Annotated in this window: 17 protein-coding genes; 11 read left to right on the top strand and 6 right to left on the bottom strand. The window is 57.1% G+C overall.

The annotated features are described in order from the left end of the window. Window positions 1-264: 264 nt before the first annotated feature. The 3 genes from ACR2R1_RS02130 to ACR2R1_RS02120 all read left to right on the top strand — a co-directional run bounded on the left by ACR2R1_RS02130 (window position 265) and on the right by ACR2R1_RS02120 (window position 1658). Window positions 265-765 carry a DUF1269 domain-containing protein gene (locus ACR2R1_RS02130; RefSeq protein ID WP_434112453.1) on the top strand — a complete coding sequence of 167 codons (501 nt, stop codon included), beginning with the start codon at window positions 265-267 and terminating at the stop codon, window positions 763-765. Between the two features lie 63 nt (window positions 766-828). After that, window positions 829-1221 carry a ferritin-like domain-containing protein gene (locus ACR2R1_RS02125; RefSeq protein WP_434112451.1) on the top strand — a complete coding sequence of 131 codons (393 nt, stop codon included), beginning with the start codon at window positions 829-831 and terminating at the stop codon, window positions 1219-1221. A 62-nt stretch (window positions 1222-1283) separates the two neighbouring features. After that, the gene (locus ACR2R1_RS02120) at window positions 1284-1658 is read left to right on the top strand and encodes a helix-turn-helix domain-containing protein (RefSeq protein ID WP_133717290.1); all 375 of its coding nucleotides are present in this window, start codon (window positions 1284-1286) and stop codon (window positions 1656-1658) included. Between the two features lie 59 nt (window positions 1659-1717). On the opposite strand, the gene ACR2R1_RS02115 is transcribed toward ACR2R1_RS02120, so the two are convergent. Together ACR2R1_RS02115 and ACR2R1_RS02110 are read right to left on the bottom strand one after the other, a co-directional pair. Beyond that, window positions 1718-2710, bottom strand: coding sequence for a M28 family peptidase (locus ACR2R1_RS02115; RefSeq protein WP_434112449.1), 993 nt, complete (start codon window positions 2708-2710; stop codon window positions 1718-1720). A 186-nt stretch (window positions 2711-2896) separates the two neighbouring features. Then, window positions 2897-5272 (bottom strand): EAL domain-containing protein, encoded by a 2376-nt coding sequence (locus tag ACR2R1_RS02110; protein WP_133717292.1) that lies wholly within the window; start codon window positions 5270-5272, stop codon window positions 2897-2899. Window positions 5273-5729: 457 nt separating this feature from the next. On the opposite strand from ACR2R1_RS02110, the gene ACR2R1_RS02105 reads away from it, so the two are divergent. The 7 genes from ACR2R1_RS02105 to ACR2R1_RS02075 all read left to right on the top strand — a co-directional run bounded on the left by ACR2R1_RS02105 (window position 5730) and on the right by ACR2R1_RS02075 (window position 13074). Next, complete coding sequence (locus ACR2R1_RS02105; protein WP_347257570.1) at window positions 5730-7619, top strand: potassium transporter Kup; 1890 nt, start codon at window positions 5730-5732, stop codon at window positions 7617-7619. Window positions 7620-7738: 119 nt separating this feature from the next. Then, a complete protein-coding gene (locus ACR2R1_RS02100) occupies window positions 7739-8716 on the top strand; it encodes a DUF6279 family lipoprotein (RefSeq protein ID WP_086135576.1) in 978 nt (325 codons plus the stop codon). Between the two features lie 247 nt (window positions 8717-8963). Then, complete coding sequence (locus tag ACR2R1_RS02095) at window positions 8964-9335, top strand: hypothetical protein (protein ID WP_139841173.1); 372 nt, start codon at window positions 8964-8966, stop codon at window positions 9333-9335. 301 nt (window positions 9336-9636) lie between these two features. Further along, entirely contained in the window at window positions 9637-9909 is a 273-nt protein-coding gene (locus tag ACR2R1_RS02090; RefSeq protein ID WP_077730146.1) for an RNA recognition motif domain-containing protein, read from the top strand. Between the two features lie 378 nt (window positions 9910-10287). After that, window positions 10288-11523: a lytic transglycosylase domain-containing protein gene (locus tag ACR2R1_RS02085; RefSeq protein WP_434112446.1), complete on the top strand. Its 1236-nt coding sequence runs from the start codon at window positions 10288-10290 to the stop codon at window positions 11521-11523. Between the two features lie 783 nt (window positions 11524-12306). Next, complete coding sequence (locus tag ACR2R1_RS02080) at window positions 12307-12576, top strand: RNA recognition motif domain-containing protein (RefSeq protein WP_077730145.1); 270 nt, start codon at window positions 12307-12309, stop codon at window positions 12574-12576. A 177-nt stretch (window positions 12577-12753) separates the two neighbouring features. Beyond that, window positions 12754-13074 (top strand): RNA recognition motif domain-containing protein, encoded by a 321-nt coding sequence (locus tag ACR2R1_RS02075; RefSeq protein ID WP_077730144.1) that lies wholly within the window; start codon window positions 12754-12756, stop codon window positions 13072-13074. 156 nt (window positions 13075-13230) lie between these two features. On the opposite strand, the gene ACR2R1_RS02070 is transcribed toward ACR2R1_RS02075, so the two are convergent. After that, on the bottom strand, window positions 13231-14226 hold the full coding sequence (locus tag ACR2R1_RS02070) for a serine/threonine protein kinase (protein WP_077730200.1): 996 nt from the start codon (window positions 14224-14226) through the stop codon (window positions 13231-13233). Between the two features lie 119 nt (window positions 14227-14345). Between ACR2R1_RS02070 and ACR2R1_RS02065 the strand changes: the two genes are divergently transcribed. Continuing rightward, the gene (locus tag ACR2R1_RS02065) at window positions 14346-15011 is read left to right on the top strand and encodes a YceH family protein (RefSeq protein WP_434112444.1); all 666 of its coding nucleotides are present in this window, start codon (window positions 14346-14348) and stop codon (window positions 15009-15011) included. Window positions 15012-15028: 17 nt separating this feature from the next. On the opposite strand, the gene arfB is transcribed toward ACR2R1_RS02065, so the two are convergent. From arfB to ACR2R1_RS02050, 3 genes are read right to left on the bottom strand one after another with little or no spacing between them, the layout of a single operon-like run. Beyond that, complete coding sequence (arfB, locus tag ACR2R1_RS02060; RefSeq protein ID WP_133717297.1) at window positions 15029-15442, bottom strand: alternative ribosome rescue aminoacyl-tRNA hydrolase ArfB; 414 nt, start codon at window positions 15440-15442, stop codon at window positions 15029-15031. Between the two features lie 6 nt (window positions 15443-15448). Beyond that, window positions 15449-15655: a SlyX family protein gene (locus ACR2R1_RS02055; protein ID WP_077730141.1), complete on the bottom strand. Its 207-nt coding sequence runs from the start codon at window positions 15653-15655 to the stop codon at window positions 15449-15451. Window positions 15656-15691: 36 nt separating this feature from the next. Further along, window positions 15692-16069 (bottom strand): YajD family HNH nuclease, encoded by a 378-nt coding sequence (locus ACR2R1_RS02050; RefSeq protein WP_077730140.1) that lies wholly within the window; start codon window positions 16067-16069, stop codon window positions 15692-15694. Between the last annotated feature and the right edge of the window lie 15 nt (window positions 16070-16084).

Genomic DNA, 16084 nt, shown 5'->3' with positions numbered 1-16084 from the left:
CTGAGAGTCGTGGTTTTCATGAGTCGTCGGAAGCTTTTTGGCAATAAGCCGGGCTTTCCCGATCCCCCTCTAACGCGGCCTTTTTCGCCAGCCTCGAGATGATGCAATCGCATAACCGTTACGCAATTTCCTTCCTGAAATCGAGTCTAATTGCTACCCCAATGCGAAGCTTTCGGCCCGTTACCGCCGGGTTTACTCCGGCATTGTCGGCCGCCGCCTTGGTCGGCTAGTCCAACATCCCTAATCAGAACTGGAGCAAGAATCATGCGACGCATCTATTTCTTGGTACCGAACATCGAAATTACCAAAAAGATCGTGGACGAGTTGTTGCTGGCGCGGATCGAGGAACGTCACATCCACGTACTGGCCAAACGCGGCACGCCTTTGGAAGATCTGCCCGAAGCCACTTTCCTGCAAAAGACCGACTTCCTTCCGGCCCTGGAACAGGGCGTCGCACTCGGCGGCGCGACGGGACTCTTGGCCGGGCTGGTGGCGATCGCCTTGCCCACGGGGCTGGTTCTGGGCGGCGGAGCGCTGTTTGCGATCACCCTGGCTGGCGCGGGGGTCGGAGGATTGATGTCGAGCATGGTCGGCAGCAGCATCGGTAACCGGCGGATCGAGCAATTCCAGGAGGCCATGGAAAAAGGCGAGTTCCTGCTGATGATCGACGTGCCCCGAGACCGCGTAGAAGAAATCGAGGCCATCATCAAGAAACACCATCCCGAGGCCGAGTGCGAAGGCACCGACCCGCATACCTTCCCCTAGGGTTTTGCGGTCGGAACACGCGATGGTCTGGCCACTCAGCACCCGCCACTCTAGGAAATGTCCATGAATTCGAGCTTGAAGGATCGCCTGACCGAAGCGCTCGATGACGAATACAAAGCGCTTGCCGCCTATCGAAAGGTCATCGAAAAGTTCGGTCCGATACGTCCCTTCGTTAACATCGTCGAAGCCGAGGCGCGGCATGCCGCTGCCCTGCTCTCGCTGTTCGAACGCTATGGCATACCCGTGCCGGAAGACCGCTGGCCTGAGCGCGTGACAGCGCCGGATACGGTTGAAGAGGCCTGCCGCAGCGCGGTCGAGGCCGAGATAGACAATATGGCGATGTACGACCGCCTGCTTGCCGCTACCCCGGAACCGGATGTTCGCCGGGTTTTGGAAAACCTTCGGTCCGCCTCCCGCGATCGTCATTTACGCACCTTCGAACGTTGCCTTCATTAAGGCGAAGGTAAAGCATTACCTCCGATCAAATCAGAACGAGACCGCTATTCAGGAGACTAGGAATGGACGTGCAAATCATTGAAAAGGACGGCGCGAAATGGGCGATGATTCCATATGACGACTATCTGTCCCTCGTGGAACTGGCCGAATTGGCGACGGACATGGCGTCCGACGTCAAAACCGAGGAACGGCTTGTGCCGGGCGAAGAACAACTTCCGGACGACTTGAAGGCGCGCCTTTTGGCCGGAGAGAACGCCATCCGGATCTGGCGCGAGTTCCGCGGGCTGACGCTGGAGGAACTGGCCGAGCGGGCTGGCATAACGGAATCGTTCGTTGCCCTTGTCGACCGGGGACGGCCGACATGCCGAATCGACAAGCTCAAGCGTATTGCCGAAGTGTTAGGCGTGCACCTGGAAAATATCCTTCGCACGGTATAGTCAAGGCCTTCATCATGCGGAGCGGATGCGGTCGTTTGACGCATCGGCAATTTGAAGGTCTACCGCGCGAGCTCGAGCACTGCGGCATGGACTCCCGCTACCACTTGGGCCATTCTCCGGTAGTCCAGCGTGTCGGGCGTGTCGGTGGCGGCATGATAGTTCGGATTACGATAGAAAGCCGTATCGGTGATCATTACGGCCGGATAGCCTGCTCCCCAATAATTGAGATGGTCCGAGAAGTCGACGCCCGGGAGAAAGCGCGGAGCATTGATCGAATGCACCGGCAAGCTTGAGGCGTTGGACATCGCCTTCTTGATACTTCGCACCAGCCGTCCCTCCCCTATCCTTCCCACGACGGCGATGAAGTTTCCGGTGGTCGGATAGAAAAGCGAGAGTCCCGGCGCGGGAAATGACTGGCTGTCTTTCGCATCGGTGAAATAGCCGATCATTTCGAGCGCAAGCATCGCGCGTACGTTCGCCCCCTTCGCCTTGAGCGACTGGGCATGCACGGCACTCCCCATGTGCTCGCTCCTGAAAAATGGCGGTTCCTCCAGGGTATAGGCTACGAGATCCACCCGGATTGCGAGATCGGCTTTGCCCAGTAGTCCCGCCAGTTCGATCAATCCGGCGACGCCGCTCGCGTTATCGTCGGCTCCGGGATAGGGACCGGCCGTATCGTAATGTGCGCCGACGACGATCCGCTCCTCGGACGGCGGGCCAAAACTAGCCATGATATTGCGGTAAGTCGTTCGGCCGACCCGGAACGGCTGGTCCGCGGTTTTGCCCTGCGCTTGCTCGAACGCCGAACGGATATACGATGCCGCGCGATCGAGATTATCCGGATGACCTGCATCCCTTGGCCCTAGCATCTCCGACAAGGTTCGGACATGGGCTTCCAGGCGCCCGGGATCGATGGTGGGCGGCGCGGCCTCGTCCGTGCCGGCAAACGAGGGCTCCGCCAGACAGAACCGGAGTGCAATCACCAGAAAGCATGCCCAGGCTAGTACGATTGCTCCGCAAACCGACATGGGCGAACGATTTCGTACATCCATGCAATACACTCCAGACAACCGTGGAACTGCACGGCTCCAATTCCGCTTTCAAGACAGGCATACTGAAAACCCGCGCGGCGAGGGTCAACAGTAACCATTGGATCGCCGCCGAGTCTTTCCGTTCGGCATCGCCGGGACTCCGCGAGCGGTCGAATACCTTGCCGAGGAATCCCACCGAGATTTTGTCTAAGCCTTCGTCGAACTCTCGAAAAACCAGTCGCCTAGCGCTTTGACAGAAAGAGGACGGCTGAAGAAAAAGCCTTGAGCTTGATCGCAACCTTCATCCCGCAGAAAGGCCAATTGCTGCTCCGTTTCGACGCCTTCGGCGATAACCGTCAGTCGAAGGCTGTGGCCCAGGCTGATCACTGCGCGGGTTATCGCAAGATCATCCTGATCATCGATGATGTCGCGCACGAAGGACTGATCGATCTTCAGCTTGTCGATCGGGAATCGCTTGAGATAACTGAGGCTTGAATAGCCCGTCCCAAAATCGTCGATAGCCAGCTTTACGCCCATGTCCTTGAGCTTGTGCAAGCGTTTCTGAATCGAGCCCTCTCCTTGCATGACGATTCCCTCGGTCAACTCGAGTTCAAGATACTCGGGCTCCATACCCGTTTCTCCCAACACCCGTGCGACGAGGTCTTCGAATCGCTGAACGAATTGTGGCGAGGCAATGTTGACGGCAACCGGAACCTTGGCGAAACCGAGGGATTGCAAGTACACGTTTTGGCGGCAGGCCTCGCGGATCACCCATTCCCCGATCGGAACGATGAGGCCGCTTTCTTCGGCGATGGGAATAAACCGGCCCGGCGGTACCCGGCCCCATTCCGGATGCTGCCAGCGAATCAAGGCCTCGAGGCCTACCAATCCGTGCGTCTCGATATCGTACTGAGGCTGATACTCCAGCAAGAATTCGTCACGTTCCAGAGCCTGCCGCAGACCGCTTTCGATCGTAAGCCGCTCCAGCACGGCGGAATTCATGCTTTCGGTAAAGAATTGATAAGTATTGCGTCCTTTTTCTTTAGCGTGATACATGGCGGTATCGGCATGTTTGACCAAGGATTCCACGTCGCCGCCGTCCTGCGGATACATGCTGATGCCGATGCTCGGCGTGATGCTCAGCCGGTAATCCTCGATGACATAAGGCTGCGCGACCACGCTCAGAATCCTTTCGGCGGTCTGAGCGGCCGAGTCGCCTCCCGTTTCCGGGAGCAGTACGACGAATTCGTCGCCTCCCAGCCGGGACACGGTATCCGTATCCCGCAGGCATCCCCGCAAGCGGCCCGCAATGCTCCGCAATAGCCCGTCGCCGACATGATGTCCCAGGGAATCGTTGACCGTTTTGAATCGGTCGAGATCCAGAAACAGCAGGGCCGTTTCTTTCTTGTCACGGGCTGAAAGCGCTAAGGCCTGCGCAGCCCTGTCCATCAACAAGGCACGGTTCGGAAGCCCTGTTAGCGCATCGTAAAAAGCGAGACGCTGGATCCGGTCCTCGACCCGACTGCGCTCGATGGCGATCGCAGCGGTATGAATCGCCGTCTCTACCAGCCTGGCGTGTTTGTCCGAAGGCCGCTGCGGTTCGCGATAGTAAACGGCAAAGGTACCGATGACGTTTTGCCTCGCGTCGAAAATGGGTGTCGACCAACAGGCGCGAAGTCCGTACTGCTCGGCGAGATCGCGAAAGGCGGCCCAACGGGGATCCGTCCGAATATCGCTGGTAATTACCGTTTGCCGGTGAAATGCCGCAGTGCCGCAAGATCCCACGGAAGGTCCGATGGCGATACCGTCTATTTGCCGGTTGTAATCGTCGGGAATACTCGGGGCGGCCCCATGCCGCAAATGAACGCCGTCCTTATCCAGGAGAAGCACCGAGCAGAGTATTTTGTCATCCTGCTGTTCGATCGTACGCGCCAGTGCAGCCAGGGTATGCTCGAGGGGCGCTCCGTTGGCGATCATCTCCAGCATGTCTCTCTGGCCGCGCAACAAGGCCTCGGTACGTTTGCGCTCGTTTTGTTCGATCACAAGAGCGGCGAGATTGGCCACGGCAATGGCGAAAAAGCGTTCTTCCGCAGACCAGCTGAGCGTTTCGCCGGTGTGCTCGCAGCATAGGACGCCCTCGACGCGACCGAAGACGTGTATCGGCACATCGAGCATCGAGCTGATCCGTAAAGGACGCAGGTACACAGCGGAAAACTCGGCGGTAGAAGGATGATGACACGCATCGTTCGCCACGATGGCTTCCTCGGTTTCAAGTCCTTTGAAATAGCTCGGAAAATCCTCCTGGCGTAATGTCATCCCGGAACTGTGCCGTTGCCGGGAGCGCTCGTAGAGATCCATGCATTCGATGGCGAGCCGGTCTTCGGTAAACCGCCATACACTGATGCGCTCGATGTCCAACTCCGTCGCGGTGGTTCGAGTCAGCAGGCGAATCGCCTCGAGCGCATCCTCAGCCGAAAAAATTTCGCTACGCGTTAGCGAGGCCAGCGCGCGTTGTTGCTCCAGCAAGGAGTTGCGGTTTCGCCGAAGCCGTTCCTCCGATTGCATTAGTGTATCTACCTTCATCCACCACCCCGTTGAGAACGACTCGCATCGGTCGCGTTCAAAGCCCAATGCCTTGAAAACCGTTTCGGCAGTACGCTACCGATCTCGCATAGGCCGTTCCGAATCGCTGCATTCGTTATGGCCGATCGGGCCACAGCTAACCGCGATCGACTGTATAGGAGCTAAGTATGGGACATTTTCATCGGGTTAACGGTACGCCCCTCAATTCTAAGGCGAGTATCGTAAAGGTGAGCGCCTGGCACGGTCCAGCGAACAACCGCCAATCTTTCGACGCCCGTCTGTCGTTAAACCCGGAGACGGCCGTCGGACGGGTCTTTGCGTTGCCGTTCTGGGGAGCAATGAGCCGGCCGAGGAGTCAAAGGGCAAAGTCTGCCGTGAGCGGTCATTGATAAAACACAAGGATCTCCGCATTGTGAAGTGCAACCATCGTTCGTCTCGACCGCCACACGCCTGAAAAATGCAAGCGCATTCGACATTGCAACGCCTAAAGCCCGGTAGAACCGTTACGCTGGTCGGCACGCTCGGAATCGTGTTCGGCGACATCGGCACCAGTCCGCTTTATGCCATGCGCGTCGCCTTCAGCGGACCTCACGCCATTGCGCCCAGCGAGACCAATATACTCGGCGTGCTGTCACTTATTTTCTGGTCGCTGATCGTGATCGTCTGCCTGAAATATGCCGCGATCATGCTGCGGGCCGACAACCGAGGCGAAGGCGGAATCATGGCCTTGGTATCGCTTGCGTCTCGCGCTGCGATCGATTCACCCCGCCGGCGACGCGTAATCGTTCTGATCGGTCTCATCGGCGCCGCCTTATTTTATGGCGACGGCATTCTCACACCCGCAGTTACGGTTACGAGCGCCGTCGAAGGCCTGGCGGTCGTGGCTCCGAAACTCAACGAATTTGTCGTGCCGGTGACCCTGGCGATCCTGACCCTTTTATTTCTTCTCCAACGCAAGGGTACGAGTCGTGTCGGCCGGCTGTTCGGCCCGATCATGCTCCTATGGTTTTTTTGCCTCGGAATCCTCGGTGCGCGCAGCATTCTCGCTACCCCGCAGGTATTGGTAGCAGCGAATCCGTGGTACGGCGCTCGTTTTTTGATCGAAGAGGAATGGTATTCGCTGGTGGTCCTGGGCGCGGTTGTCTTGGTGGTGACCGGAGCCGAAGCTCTTTATGCGGATATCGGCCATTTCGGCGTTCGGCCGATTCGCATGGCCTGGTTTGCCGTGGCTCTTCCGGCCCTGTTGCTGAACTACTTTGGCCAAGGCGCATTGCTGCTGCGCGAATCGGAGGCTACCCAAAATCCGTTCTACCTTCTAGCACCGGAATGGGGAGCCCTCCCGCTGCTCATATTGGCGACGATTACGACGGTGATTGCGTCCCAAGCCGTAATTTCCGGGGTATTCTCGACGACGTTGCAGGCGATCCAGCTTGGTTACTTGCCGCGGGTGCGTATTTATCACACGTCGCTGTTTTTCCCCGGCCAAATCTACCTGCCGGTCGTCAATTGGCTTTTATTGGCCGCAGTCTTTACCCTGGTCGTGCAATTCGAATCGTCCCAACGATTGGCCGCCGCTTACGGCATCGCCGTTACCGGCACGATGGTCATCACGAGCCTGTTGGCTTTCTTCGTATTCAAAAGGCTCTGGCAATGGAGATGGATGACCAGCCTGGCGGTCGTAGGCTGCTTCTTGATTATCGACACCGCCTTCCTTATGGCCAATAGCTTGAAATTCACCCAAGGCGGGTGGATTCCCCTTGGGGTTGGCGTTGTCCTGTTTACCGTGATGACCACCTGGCAACAAGGACGCACGTTGCTCGGAAAACGCTTGAACGAAAGAGCGATATCGTTCGAAACCTTGCTCATGCGTTTTCACGCAGAACCGCCGCGGCGTATTCCCGGAACCGCCATTTATCTCACAGCCGGCCGCCGGGGTGTCCCTCAGTCCCTCTTGAACAATCTGGCGATCAACAAGATTCTGCACGAACGGGTGATCGTGCTGACCGTAATCGTCAAAGACGTGCCCTGGGTGCCTCGCTCCGAACGCATCAAAATCAGGCACTTCGGCGACGAGTTATACCGAGTCAAGATTTACTTCGGTTTCAATCAGGAGCCCAATGTGCCGGACGCCCTGGCCTTGTGCAAAGAACGGGACCTCGAGATCGATTTGGCCAATGCCTCGTTTTTCTTCAGCCGGGAAGCCGTCATTTCGACGCCCCGCCCGGGTATGGCTCTCTGGCGCGAGCGCCTCTTTATCCGCCTGGCGCGCAATACCGAGAGCGCCATGGACTTTTTCAGAATACCTCCGGACCGTGTGATCGAACTCGGGACCGTGGTCGAAATCTAACTGGCTCCGCTTCGTAAACTGAAATCGTTCGCAATGGCTTTGAATTTTTCTCTTCTACTAAGTGACAGCGTACCTCACGATAGGAGCTCGACGTGTATTCGCCAGAATATGGACGGCAAATGAACGTATCGTCCCTCACCATCCTGATCCGCCGATGGCACTTGATCGTCGTATCCGCGATAGTGCTGCCGCTTGCGGCCTGCACCAGCATTCGGTTCGGTTATAACCATGCGGATACCTTGCTGATCTTCCGGCTTGATGAGTATTTCGATCTGGAAAAGACGCAGAAAACCTTGGCTAAAGATCGAATCAACGCGTTACTGGCCTGGCATCGCGCGACGCAATTGCATGCTTATTCGGCCTTACTCGACGACATTCGGACGAAAGCAAAGGGGCCGATGACGCCATCCGAGGTTACTGATTTTCAGCAGAGGATCAACCGACGACTGGAAATACTCGGCGAGCGGGCCGCCCCGGAAATCGCCAGGCTCGCACTGACGCTCAAGCCTAATCAGATCAGGCAGGTACAGCGCGAACTCAGCGATGACAATGCACAATTCCGAAAGAAATACGGTTATCTGCATAACAGCGCGGACAATGCCCCCGGAGCCAAGGCGAAGCTTTTTATCAAGCGTGCCGAGTTTTGGCTCGGGAAACTCACCGACGAACAACGAACCATCATCCGAAACGCCATAGCCGGACGCGACAACGGCAACTACACCTGGGCAGACGAGCGCGAAGCACGGCAGCGCGATTTTCTAACCCTGCTTTCGAAAATCCAGGAACGGAAGCCGGAGGAGCGAGTCGCAACGGACTGGATTCGCACCTATTTCGCCGAACTGGCCGACCAAACAGACCCCCAGCGGCGCGCCTATATTCAGACCCTACGTCAGTCGAATGCGGAGTTGATCGCCAAAGTAATTACGTCCGCAACGCCCGAACAGCGAGCTGCCCTGGACGAGAAATTACAAGGCTATGCCGCCGACCTTGCCGCCTTGGCCGGAGAAGATCGCAGGTTTGGACAGTGGACTTTTCCATCGCGCCCGAACGAAAAATTAAGAGGACCGGAAACGAAGAGCTTCCGAAGTTCTCCTTAGCGTCGTTTTTCGCTCTGCCCATGGCCTAACCGTGGGGCGGAATTGTTCGTTTTTTGTCTCGAAAAACAACAAACGATAAGTATCCGGCCCGCCCAAGTACCGATCGCAAGATCTCGAAATCCACAGAAATTCACGGCTATCGCGATCTTGGTCTTCATGGCCGGCAGCCTGCCGGTCAGTGAACCAGTGTGCCTTTTCGGTGTCGGGAAGGAGAAGCGATTCAAGAAATTCTATGGAGCATGCGATTATGGTCCGATTAAGCTTCGAATCCGTCATTCCGGAACATGCTGTTACTTTGGGTCCGGCCCCGTATTTTCGAATCAGCGGTCATGTGATTCGCCAAGGTCCGGACAACGAAATCGTGGGGCGCTATCAAAACCACTTCTGGGAGATTCAGGGCAATTTATTTTCCCGATGCGACTGCCGGACCGGCGCCTCGATTCATTTTGAGGACACCTTTGGCGGCGGGTCCGAACGTTTCGGTCCTTTCGAGCATTTCTTCATATCCGACGGAAGCGTCTACACGGATCACGAACCGTTCGCCCGGTTCCTCGAAGAGGAGCGATGTTGGCAGCACGGCGACACGAACGTTTGCTGGCCGGTTCTTGTCATATGCTGACTGCCGAACCGGGCCGACTCCGATCTTCGCGACATAAGCGGTTTTGGATAAAGCGATGCCATCGCGGTATCCTTGACCTATTATCGTTCGGTGGCGAAGAGCGCTGCACCCCGAGGATTCGATCTTGTCAGGCAACTACACTGCCAGACGTCCCCCAAGCCTCGCCTCCTCGTCCAAATCTCGTGCAGCGCATCGGGCCTCACCCCACCAGGCGGTTTTCCCCAACGAAACGTTGCAGCCCGGTTGGACTTCGTATGGAACCATGTCAGGCCTATCCGGACGGCACCAAAGGAGAAGCATTATGTTGAGAGTGTATGCCGGCAATCTCCCCCCGGATATGACGGAACAGGAGTTTACCGAACTATTTGCGGCCTATGGACGAGTACGCTCGATCGAATTGGCTCGCGATATCTTTTCGGGACGTTGCCGCGGCTTCGGCTTCGTCGAGATGGAGGGTCATGAGGCGCGTGCGGCGATCGCCGGATTGAACGGCCGCAATCTGCGGGGCAACACGCTACGCGTTAACGAAGAGCGGCCGCGCGGCCGGCGCGGCGGCGGTGGCCGCCGACGTTAGCTGGAAAAACTCTGCTAACTCGAATGTCCCCCAACTTTCCGCATACTCGAGCTACAATGATTTTATCCACGTAGCCGAATTTCGATCCGCAATCGCGGGTCGTTTGAGTTCTCGGCGAAAAGCGTTTCTTCCGAAAAAAATTCTTGAGCCGGCTTGGGGGGCTCGTCGATGACTCGCAGACTGATCCAGTGTCTTCTGATGGTTGTGCCTGTTCTCATGGCAGGCGGCTGTTCCGGTCCTTCCACGATGCAAAAACATCATCGGATTCACCATGGAAGCCTTCACCAGAAGGCCGTAGCACCCGCGGCCTCGATGGCGCAATCGGCGGATGCATCGTCGCGGCTTCGCGCGATGCCTTCCGTCTCGGTTGCCTCGGGTATGTTCCCGAAGCCCGTGGCCCTGGAAACGCAAGTCGCCTTCTGGCGCAATGTCTACGGCGTCTGGAGCCGTTCTCAAGTCGTTCTGCACGATAACCGTTTTCTGGATGTGATTTATGAAGTGATTCAGCTCCCCGGCAATATCACCGAGGGCTATACCCCGATCCAGAAAGAACTGGTGCGCGAACGGACAGCCTATTGGCAGTCCCGATTGCGCGACCTGGAACAGAAAGTCGCTGCGGGAATCCCCCTCGCCCCGGACGACCGAAGACTGGCCGGTAAGATCAGTCCACACGGCGATTTCAAGACTGCACTACTCGGTGCGAGCGAGCGGCTCCGCGGTCAGCGCGGCCTTCGCGAGCGCTTCAAGAGGGGTTTGGAAATCAGCGGTCGTTATGATCGCCACTTTCGGGAGATTTTCCGCCACGCGGGCCTCCCCGAGGATTTAGCGCATTTGCCCCATGTGGAATCGTCGTTCCAAACGCAGGCGCGTTCCTCGGCAGGCGCCGTAGGCGTGTGGCAGTTTACGCGCGGGGCGGCCGAGCGATTCATGAACGTCAACACGATCATCGACGAGCGCCTGGATCCCGTCGCTTCGGCTCACGGCGCCGCCCGTTATCTAAGCTATGCCTACGGCAAGCTCGGCAGCTGGCCCCTGGCAATCACGTCCTACAATCATGGCATTTCGGGCATGATGCGCGCGAAGCAGTCTTTCGGCCATGACTTCATGCGGATCGTTTCCGATTACGACCATCCTCAATTCGGTTTCGCTTCCCGTAATTTCTACGCCGAATTTCTGGCAGCACGGGAGGTCGCCAGTCAGCCCGAACGTTTCTTTGCCGAGGGCATACGATATGAAAAGCCTCTTGACTGGGACCGTGTCGTCATAACGCAGAATGCCTTCGTTTCGACTTTGGCTCGTCAATACGCAACCGACAAGTCTCAGCTCATCGCCCTGAATGCGGCCTGGAGCGGACCGGCTCAGTCCGACAGGGCGGCTTTACCCGCCGGCACGGCGGTCTGGCTACCCTCGGGCACACTCCGGCAGATCGCGTACCGGGCGCAGCAGAATCGTCTGGCAGCGCAGCAACCGGAAAACAAAGGGGCATCAGCTCACGTTAAGGTAAGCTATCCCGGCAACGTCAAGGCCGGCGGCACCGCGACCAGAACCAATGCGTCATTAAGCCCCAAGAACGGCAACTACAAGCTGGCAAAAACTCAGGCGTTCGCTCGGTGAAAAAAGCGGACGGTTGTGGTTGATCGAAAGGTTAAAGTGGTACTTGCCATACCGCCGTGCTGTCGATGTTCCATGTTCGAATACGTTTTCTACGATCGGACTAGCTTCTTTGACGAAATTGGAGTAGGCTGCACATAGTTTGTCGCGGCGCAAGACCGGTCTTCGCCACGAGGATACGGAATTTTCCTTTCAGTCAATGCCTTAACGGCACCTGCTAGTCCCCGCCTCCTCCCGCAAACCGCACGCGGTGCGTCCTTCGGGTCCGCCCTGTGGTCACAGCAACAGTGCTCGTGCTCGACCGGTGCCACGCTCGTCGTGGCAGGCAAGAGCCAGGAAAGTTCGAATGCCCTTTGAGTCTCTCAGCCTATCCAACATCCCGTCACGCATTGTCGCCGATCAAGCCCACACGGCTCCCACGCCGATCCAATCGCAGACCATTCCAGCCGTACTAAATGGAGGTGATTTGCTAACCGAAGCCCAGACGGGTATCGGCGGCAGAATACGTACGTCGCATAGGCCGTACCGGCTCGAACAACGATGCAGCATCGCCGGTCTTTCGACACGAAACTTTACAGCTGAAAAACATCGAGCAGCTGCTTGGCCGCAAACTTCCCGCTCTTCCTTCACCGGAAGGCTATACACCGCAAACAGTCGGAAATCCTGGTCCACAGATTACCCGGCTGATGCGGCAATCAACGCCGAGGCGCGGATCGATCGGTCCATGCCCTCGGATCATTCAACCATGACGCCGCCTATCTTGGTTGCGCCCACAGGAGACAATCCATGCTGAGAATTTATGCCGGAAATCTGCCGGCCGATACTACCGAACGGGAGTTCAACGAACTTTTTGCGGAATACGGCCGGGTACGCTCGATCGAACTGGCTCGCGACATTTTTTCCGGTCGTTGCCGCGGCTTCGGCTTCGTCGAGATGGAGGGCCACGAAGCGCGCGCGGCAATCGCCGGACTGAATGGCCGCAACTTGAGGGGCAACAGTCTTCGGGTTAATCAGGAGCGTCCCCGCGAGCGGAGCGGCCGCGGCCGGCGACGTTAAGTACCGGGCGAGTGAACCGGACTAATATACGAAAGCTTTCGTGTCCAGCACGAACTTTTACCTACAGAATCCTTTCCAGAAAAGGTGTTTATTAATAGACCCAGCGCACCCGCGATTACGGGCTCGATCTGTGTTTATTAAGTGTTTTTTGTTTGTTTTCCTATCGAGGAATTTTTGATGAGTACGAAATTGTATGTCGGCAACCTGAGCTACAGCATTGACAACAGCGAGCTGGAGCAACTCTTCGCCCCACATGGTACGGTGCAGTCCGCGAACGTGATCATGGATCGCGAAACCGGCCGCTCCAAAGGCTTCGGCTTCGTAGAAATGGGTACCGATCAACAGGCCCGAGCCGCAATCAGCGCCCTGCATGGCAAAGAGGTCGGTGGACGTAGCCTCACCGTTAACGAGGCCCGCCCCCGCGAAGAAAGATCCGGCGGCGGTTTCGGTGGCGGCCGACGCAGCGGCGGATTCGGCGGCGGCGGACACCGCTATTGATATTCGCTAAACCGGCGGCAGAGCCCCGCCTCGGCGCCGGTTAGAATCCGTTCCGGCCTCTCCGAACTCGGAAAGGCCGGAACGACTTACCCGCTAAGTCACTCTTCGGACAGCACCTGCGATCGCAGGGCGCCATTCTTCATCGTTTGCCCGTTTTCATTCCGGGCAAAGGGGTGGTACGTCCATTGCGGCAATCTGTTCGCGCAGTTCAAGTATCCGGTCGTGCCAGTAACGCGGCGTATTGAACCACGGAAATGCGATCGGGAAAGCGGGGTCATCCCAGCGTCTTGCGATCCATGCGGTGTAGTGAATCAGCCGCAGGGTGCGCAGCGCTTCGATTAAATGCAGCTCGCGGGTATCGAACTCGAAAAAACTTTGGTAACCGGAGAGCAAAGGACTCAATTGCTGCGTCATCTCCGTACTGTCTCCCGACAACAGCATCCACAAATCCTGGATCGCAGGCCCCATGCGGCTGTCGTCGAAATCGACGAAATGCGGACCATCGTCCGCCCACAACATATTTCCGGGATAGCAATCTCCGTGCAGCCGCAGCGTGCGCACGGAACCCGCGCGCTCGAAACAGCGTCTCACGCCCGCTAGCGCTTGATTCGCCGCTTCCCGATAAGCGTCGACGATGTCCGCCGGAATCACGCCGTGAGACAGCAGATAATCTCTGGGCTCTTCGCCGAAACTGGCGATATCCAGGGCAGGACGGTGCCGATACGGCTTGAGCGAACCGACAGCATGAATACGGCCGATTAGCCGCCCCATTCGCATCAATGCGGCGTGGTCGTTGAATTCCGGAGCATATCCGCCTTGGGTCGGAAACACGGCGAAGCGAAAGCCGCCGAACTCGTGCAATGTCGAGCCTCCGGCACCCGGCAAGGCCGGCACGACCGGCAATTCGGACTCCGCAAGCTCCCGAACGAAGGCATGTTCTTCGAGAATGGCGGCTTTGCTCCACCGTCCGGGTCGGTAGAATTTCACGACCACTGGCGATCCGTCTTCCATGCCGACCCGATAAACACGGTTCTCGTAGCTGTGGAGCGCCAACAGGCTGCCGTCGCTGTGAAAGCCTGCGCTGTCCAATGCGTTCATGACGCAATCGGGTGTTAAGGACGAAAAGGGATGGACGTCTGTGACCGTATTCATGAACGCCATTCTACAGGTTGCCATCCTCGTCTCTCCCAAAAAGCGCAATCTAAGATTAGATTTTTGATTATCCTTGAGCCGGCAACGCTCCGCACTTCAAACTCTACGTATAAACCCTAATGAAAATTAAGCTCACGCCTTATGAAGCCCGCGTCATCGGTTGTTTGATCGAGAAGGAAATCACCACCCCCGAACAATATCCCCTATCGCTCAACGCCCTGACCAATGCGTGCAATCAGAAAAGCAATCGCGATCCGGTGCTCGATCTCGACGAAGCGACGGTGCAGCAGATAGTCGATGGACTCGTAAAGAAATACCTCGTCAGTGCCGGCAGCGGATTCGGCAATCGAGTCACCAAATACCAGCACCGGTTCTGCAATGCGGAATTCGGCGATCTGAAGCTCTCCAAGCAAGAGACTGGTATCGCCTGCGAGTTGCTACTTCGTGGGCCGCAAACGCCGGGCGAATTACGCACCCGGACCGAGCGCCTATGCAAGTTCGGCAACGTGCAGGAGGTCGAGAACACGCTGGCCAAGCTGATGAATCGGGAAGAGCCTCTGATCGCGAGATTGCCGCGCGAGCCGGGAAAGCGCGAATCCAGGTTCATGCATTTGTTTTTTGGCGAAGACCAGCTAACGGCGAACAGCGAGGATACGGAAAGAGAGCTTGAGCTTTCGGTTTCCGAGCGCGAACGGCTGGATCGCCTGGAGCGATTGGTCGATGAATTGAAGACAGACGTGAATCGGCTCGAATCGAAATTGGCCTCGCTCACGCGTGGGTCATAGGATCGGCATCGCCCGCCCTACTCGGCTGGTTTGCGTCTCGATGCCTTGAGTCGTCCGTGTTTATTCTTGCTGTCCAACCGCCTTTTCTGAGAGCTTCTGGTCGGGCGAGTCGATTTTCGCGTCTTGCGGGTGGCCGCGGCGCTTTTTATCAGCGAAATCAGCCGCGCAAGCGCATCCTCCCGATTCTGTTCCTGGCTTCGAAACTGCTGAGCCTTGATAATGACGAAGCCTTCGCTCGAAACGCGCTGATCTTTCAGCGTCAGCAGTTTTTCCTTATACATTTCGGGCAAGGACGATGCCCTGATATCGAAGCGCAAATGAATGGCCGTCGACACCTTGTTAACGTTCTGCCCGCCCGCTCCCTGGGCACGCGTGGGGTTGAGTTCCACTTCGGAGAGCGAAAGGCAGACCTGGTTCGAAATTTTCAACACGGCATTTCAATAGTGGGGCGGTTTCTCATCCACGATCTTGCCCAGCTCGGCAGCTGCCGCCAACTGCCCGATGCGGTCGATGAGAAGCTTGCAAGTCGCCTCCAGTTGATCGATCTGTTTTTGCTGTTCGCACACGACGTTATTCAATGCCTGAATCGTATCTTCCTGATAGGCGAGTTTGGTTTCCAAGTCTACCAAGCGTTCTTCGATCATGCTTCGACCTTCGAGATGGAAAACGCGGATTAGGCCTCATGATTCCTGCTTTTTCAACAGGGCATCGAGGTTGGCGAACGGCTTGAAGGTGGTGCTCGCATTCTGCCGTTCTTCTCCGCTCGATTGCCCTGCGTTCAAATAACGGGAATGTTCGTTATCGTGGCAGTAGATGCAAAGCAGTTCCCAATTGCTTCCGTCCGGCGGATTATTGTCGTGATTATGATCTCTATGATGGACCGTAAGCTCGCTGAGATTTTCGCGTGAAAACTCACGGGCGCAACGCCCGCAAACCCAAGGGTATAGTTTCAGAGCCTGCTCCCGATAGCCGCGTTCCCGCTCCTCCCGGTTACGCCGGGCTTCGGCAACGACCTGATCGAGCCTATTGCTATCGGACCCGGTTTTCATGACGGTCATGATTCGCCCTCCGAT

Origin of the sequence: Methylocaldum sp. GT1TLB, assembly GCF_051027445.1 — a bacterium.
GTDB lineage: Bacteria > Pseudomonadota > Gammaproteobacteria > Methylococcales > Methylococcaceae > Methylocaldum.
The sequence above is the reverse complement of the archived record's forward strand: the minus strand, read 5'-3'. Positions and strand labels throughout refer to the sequence as shown.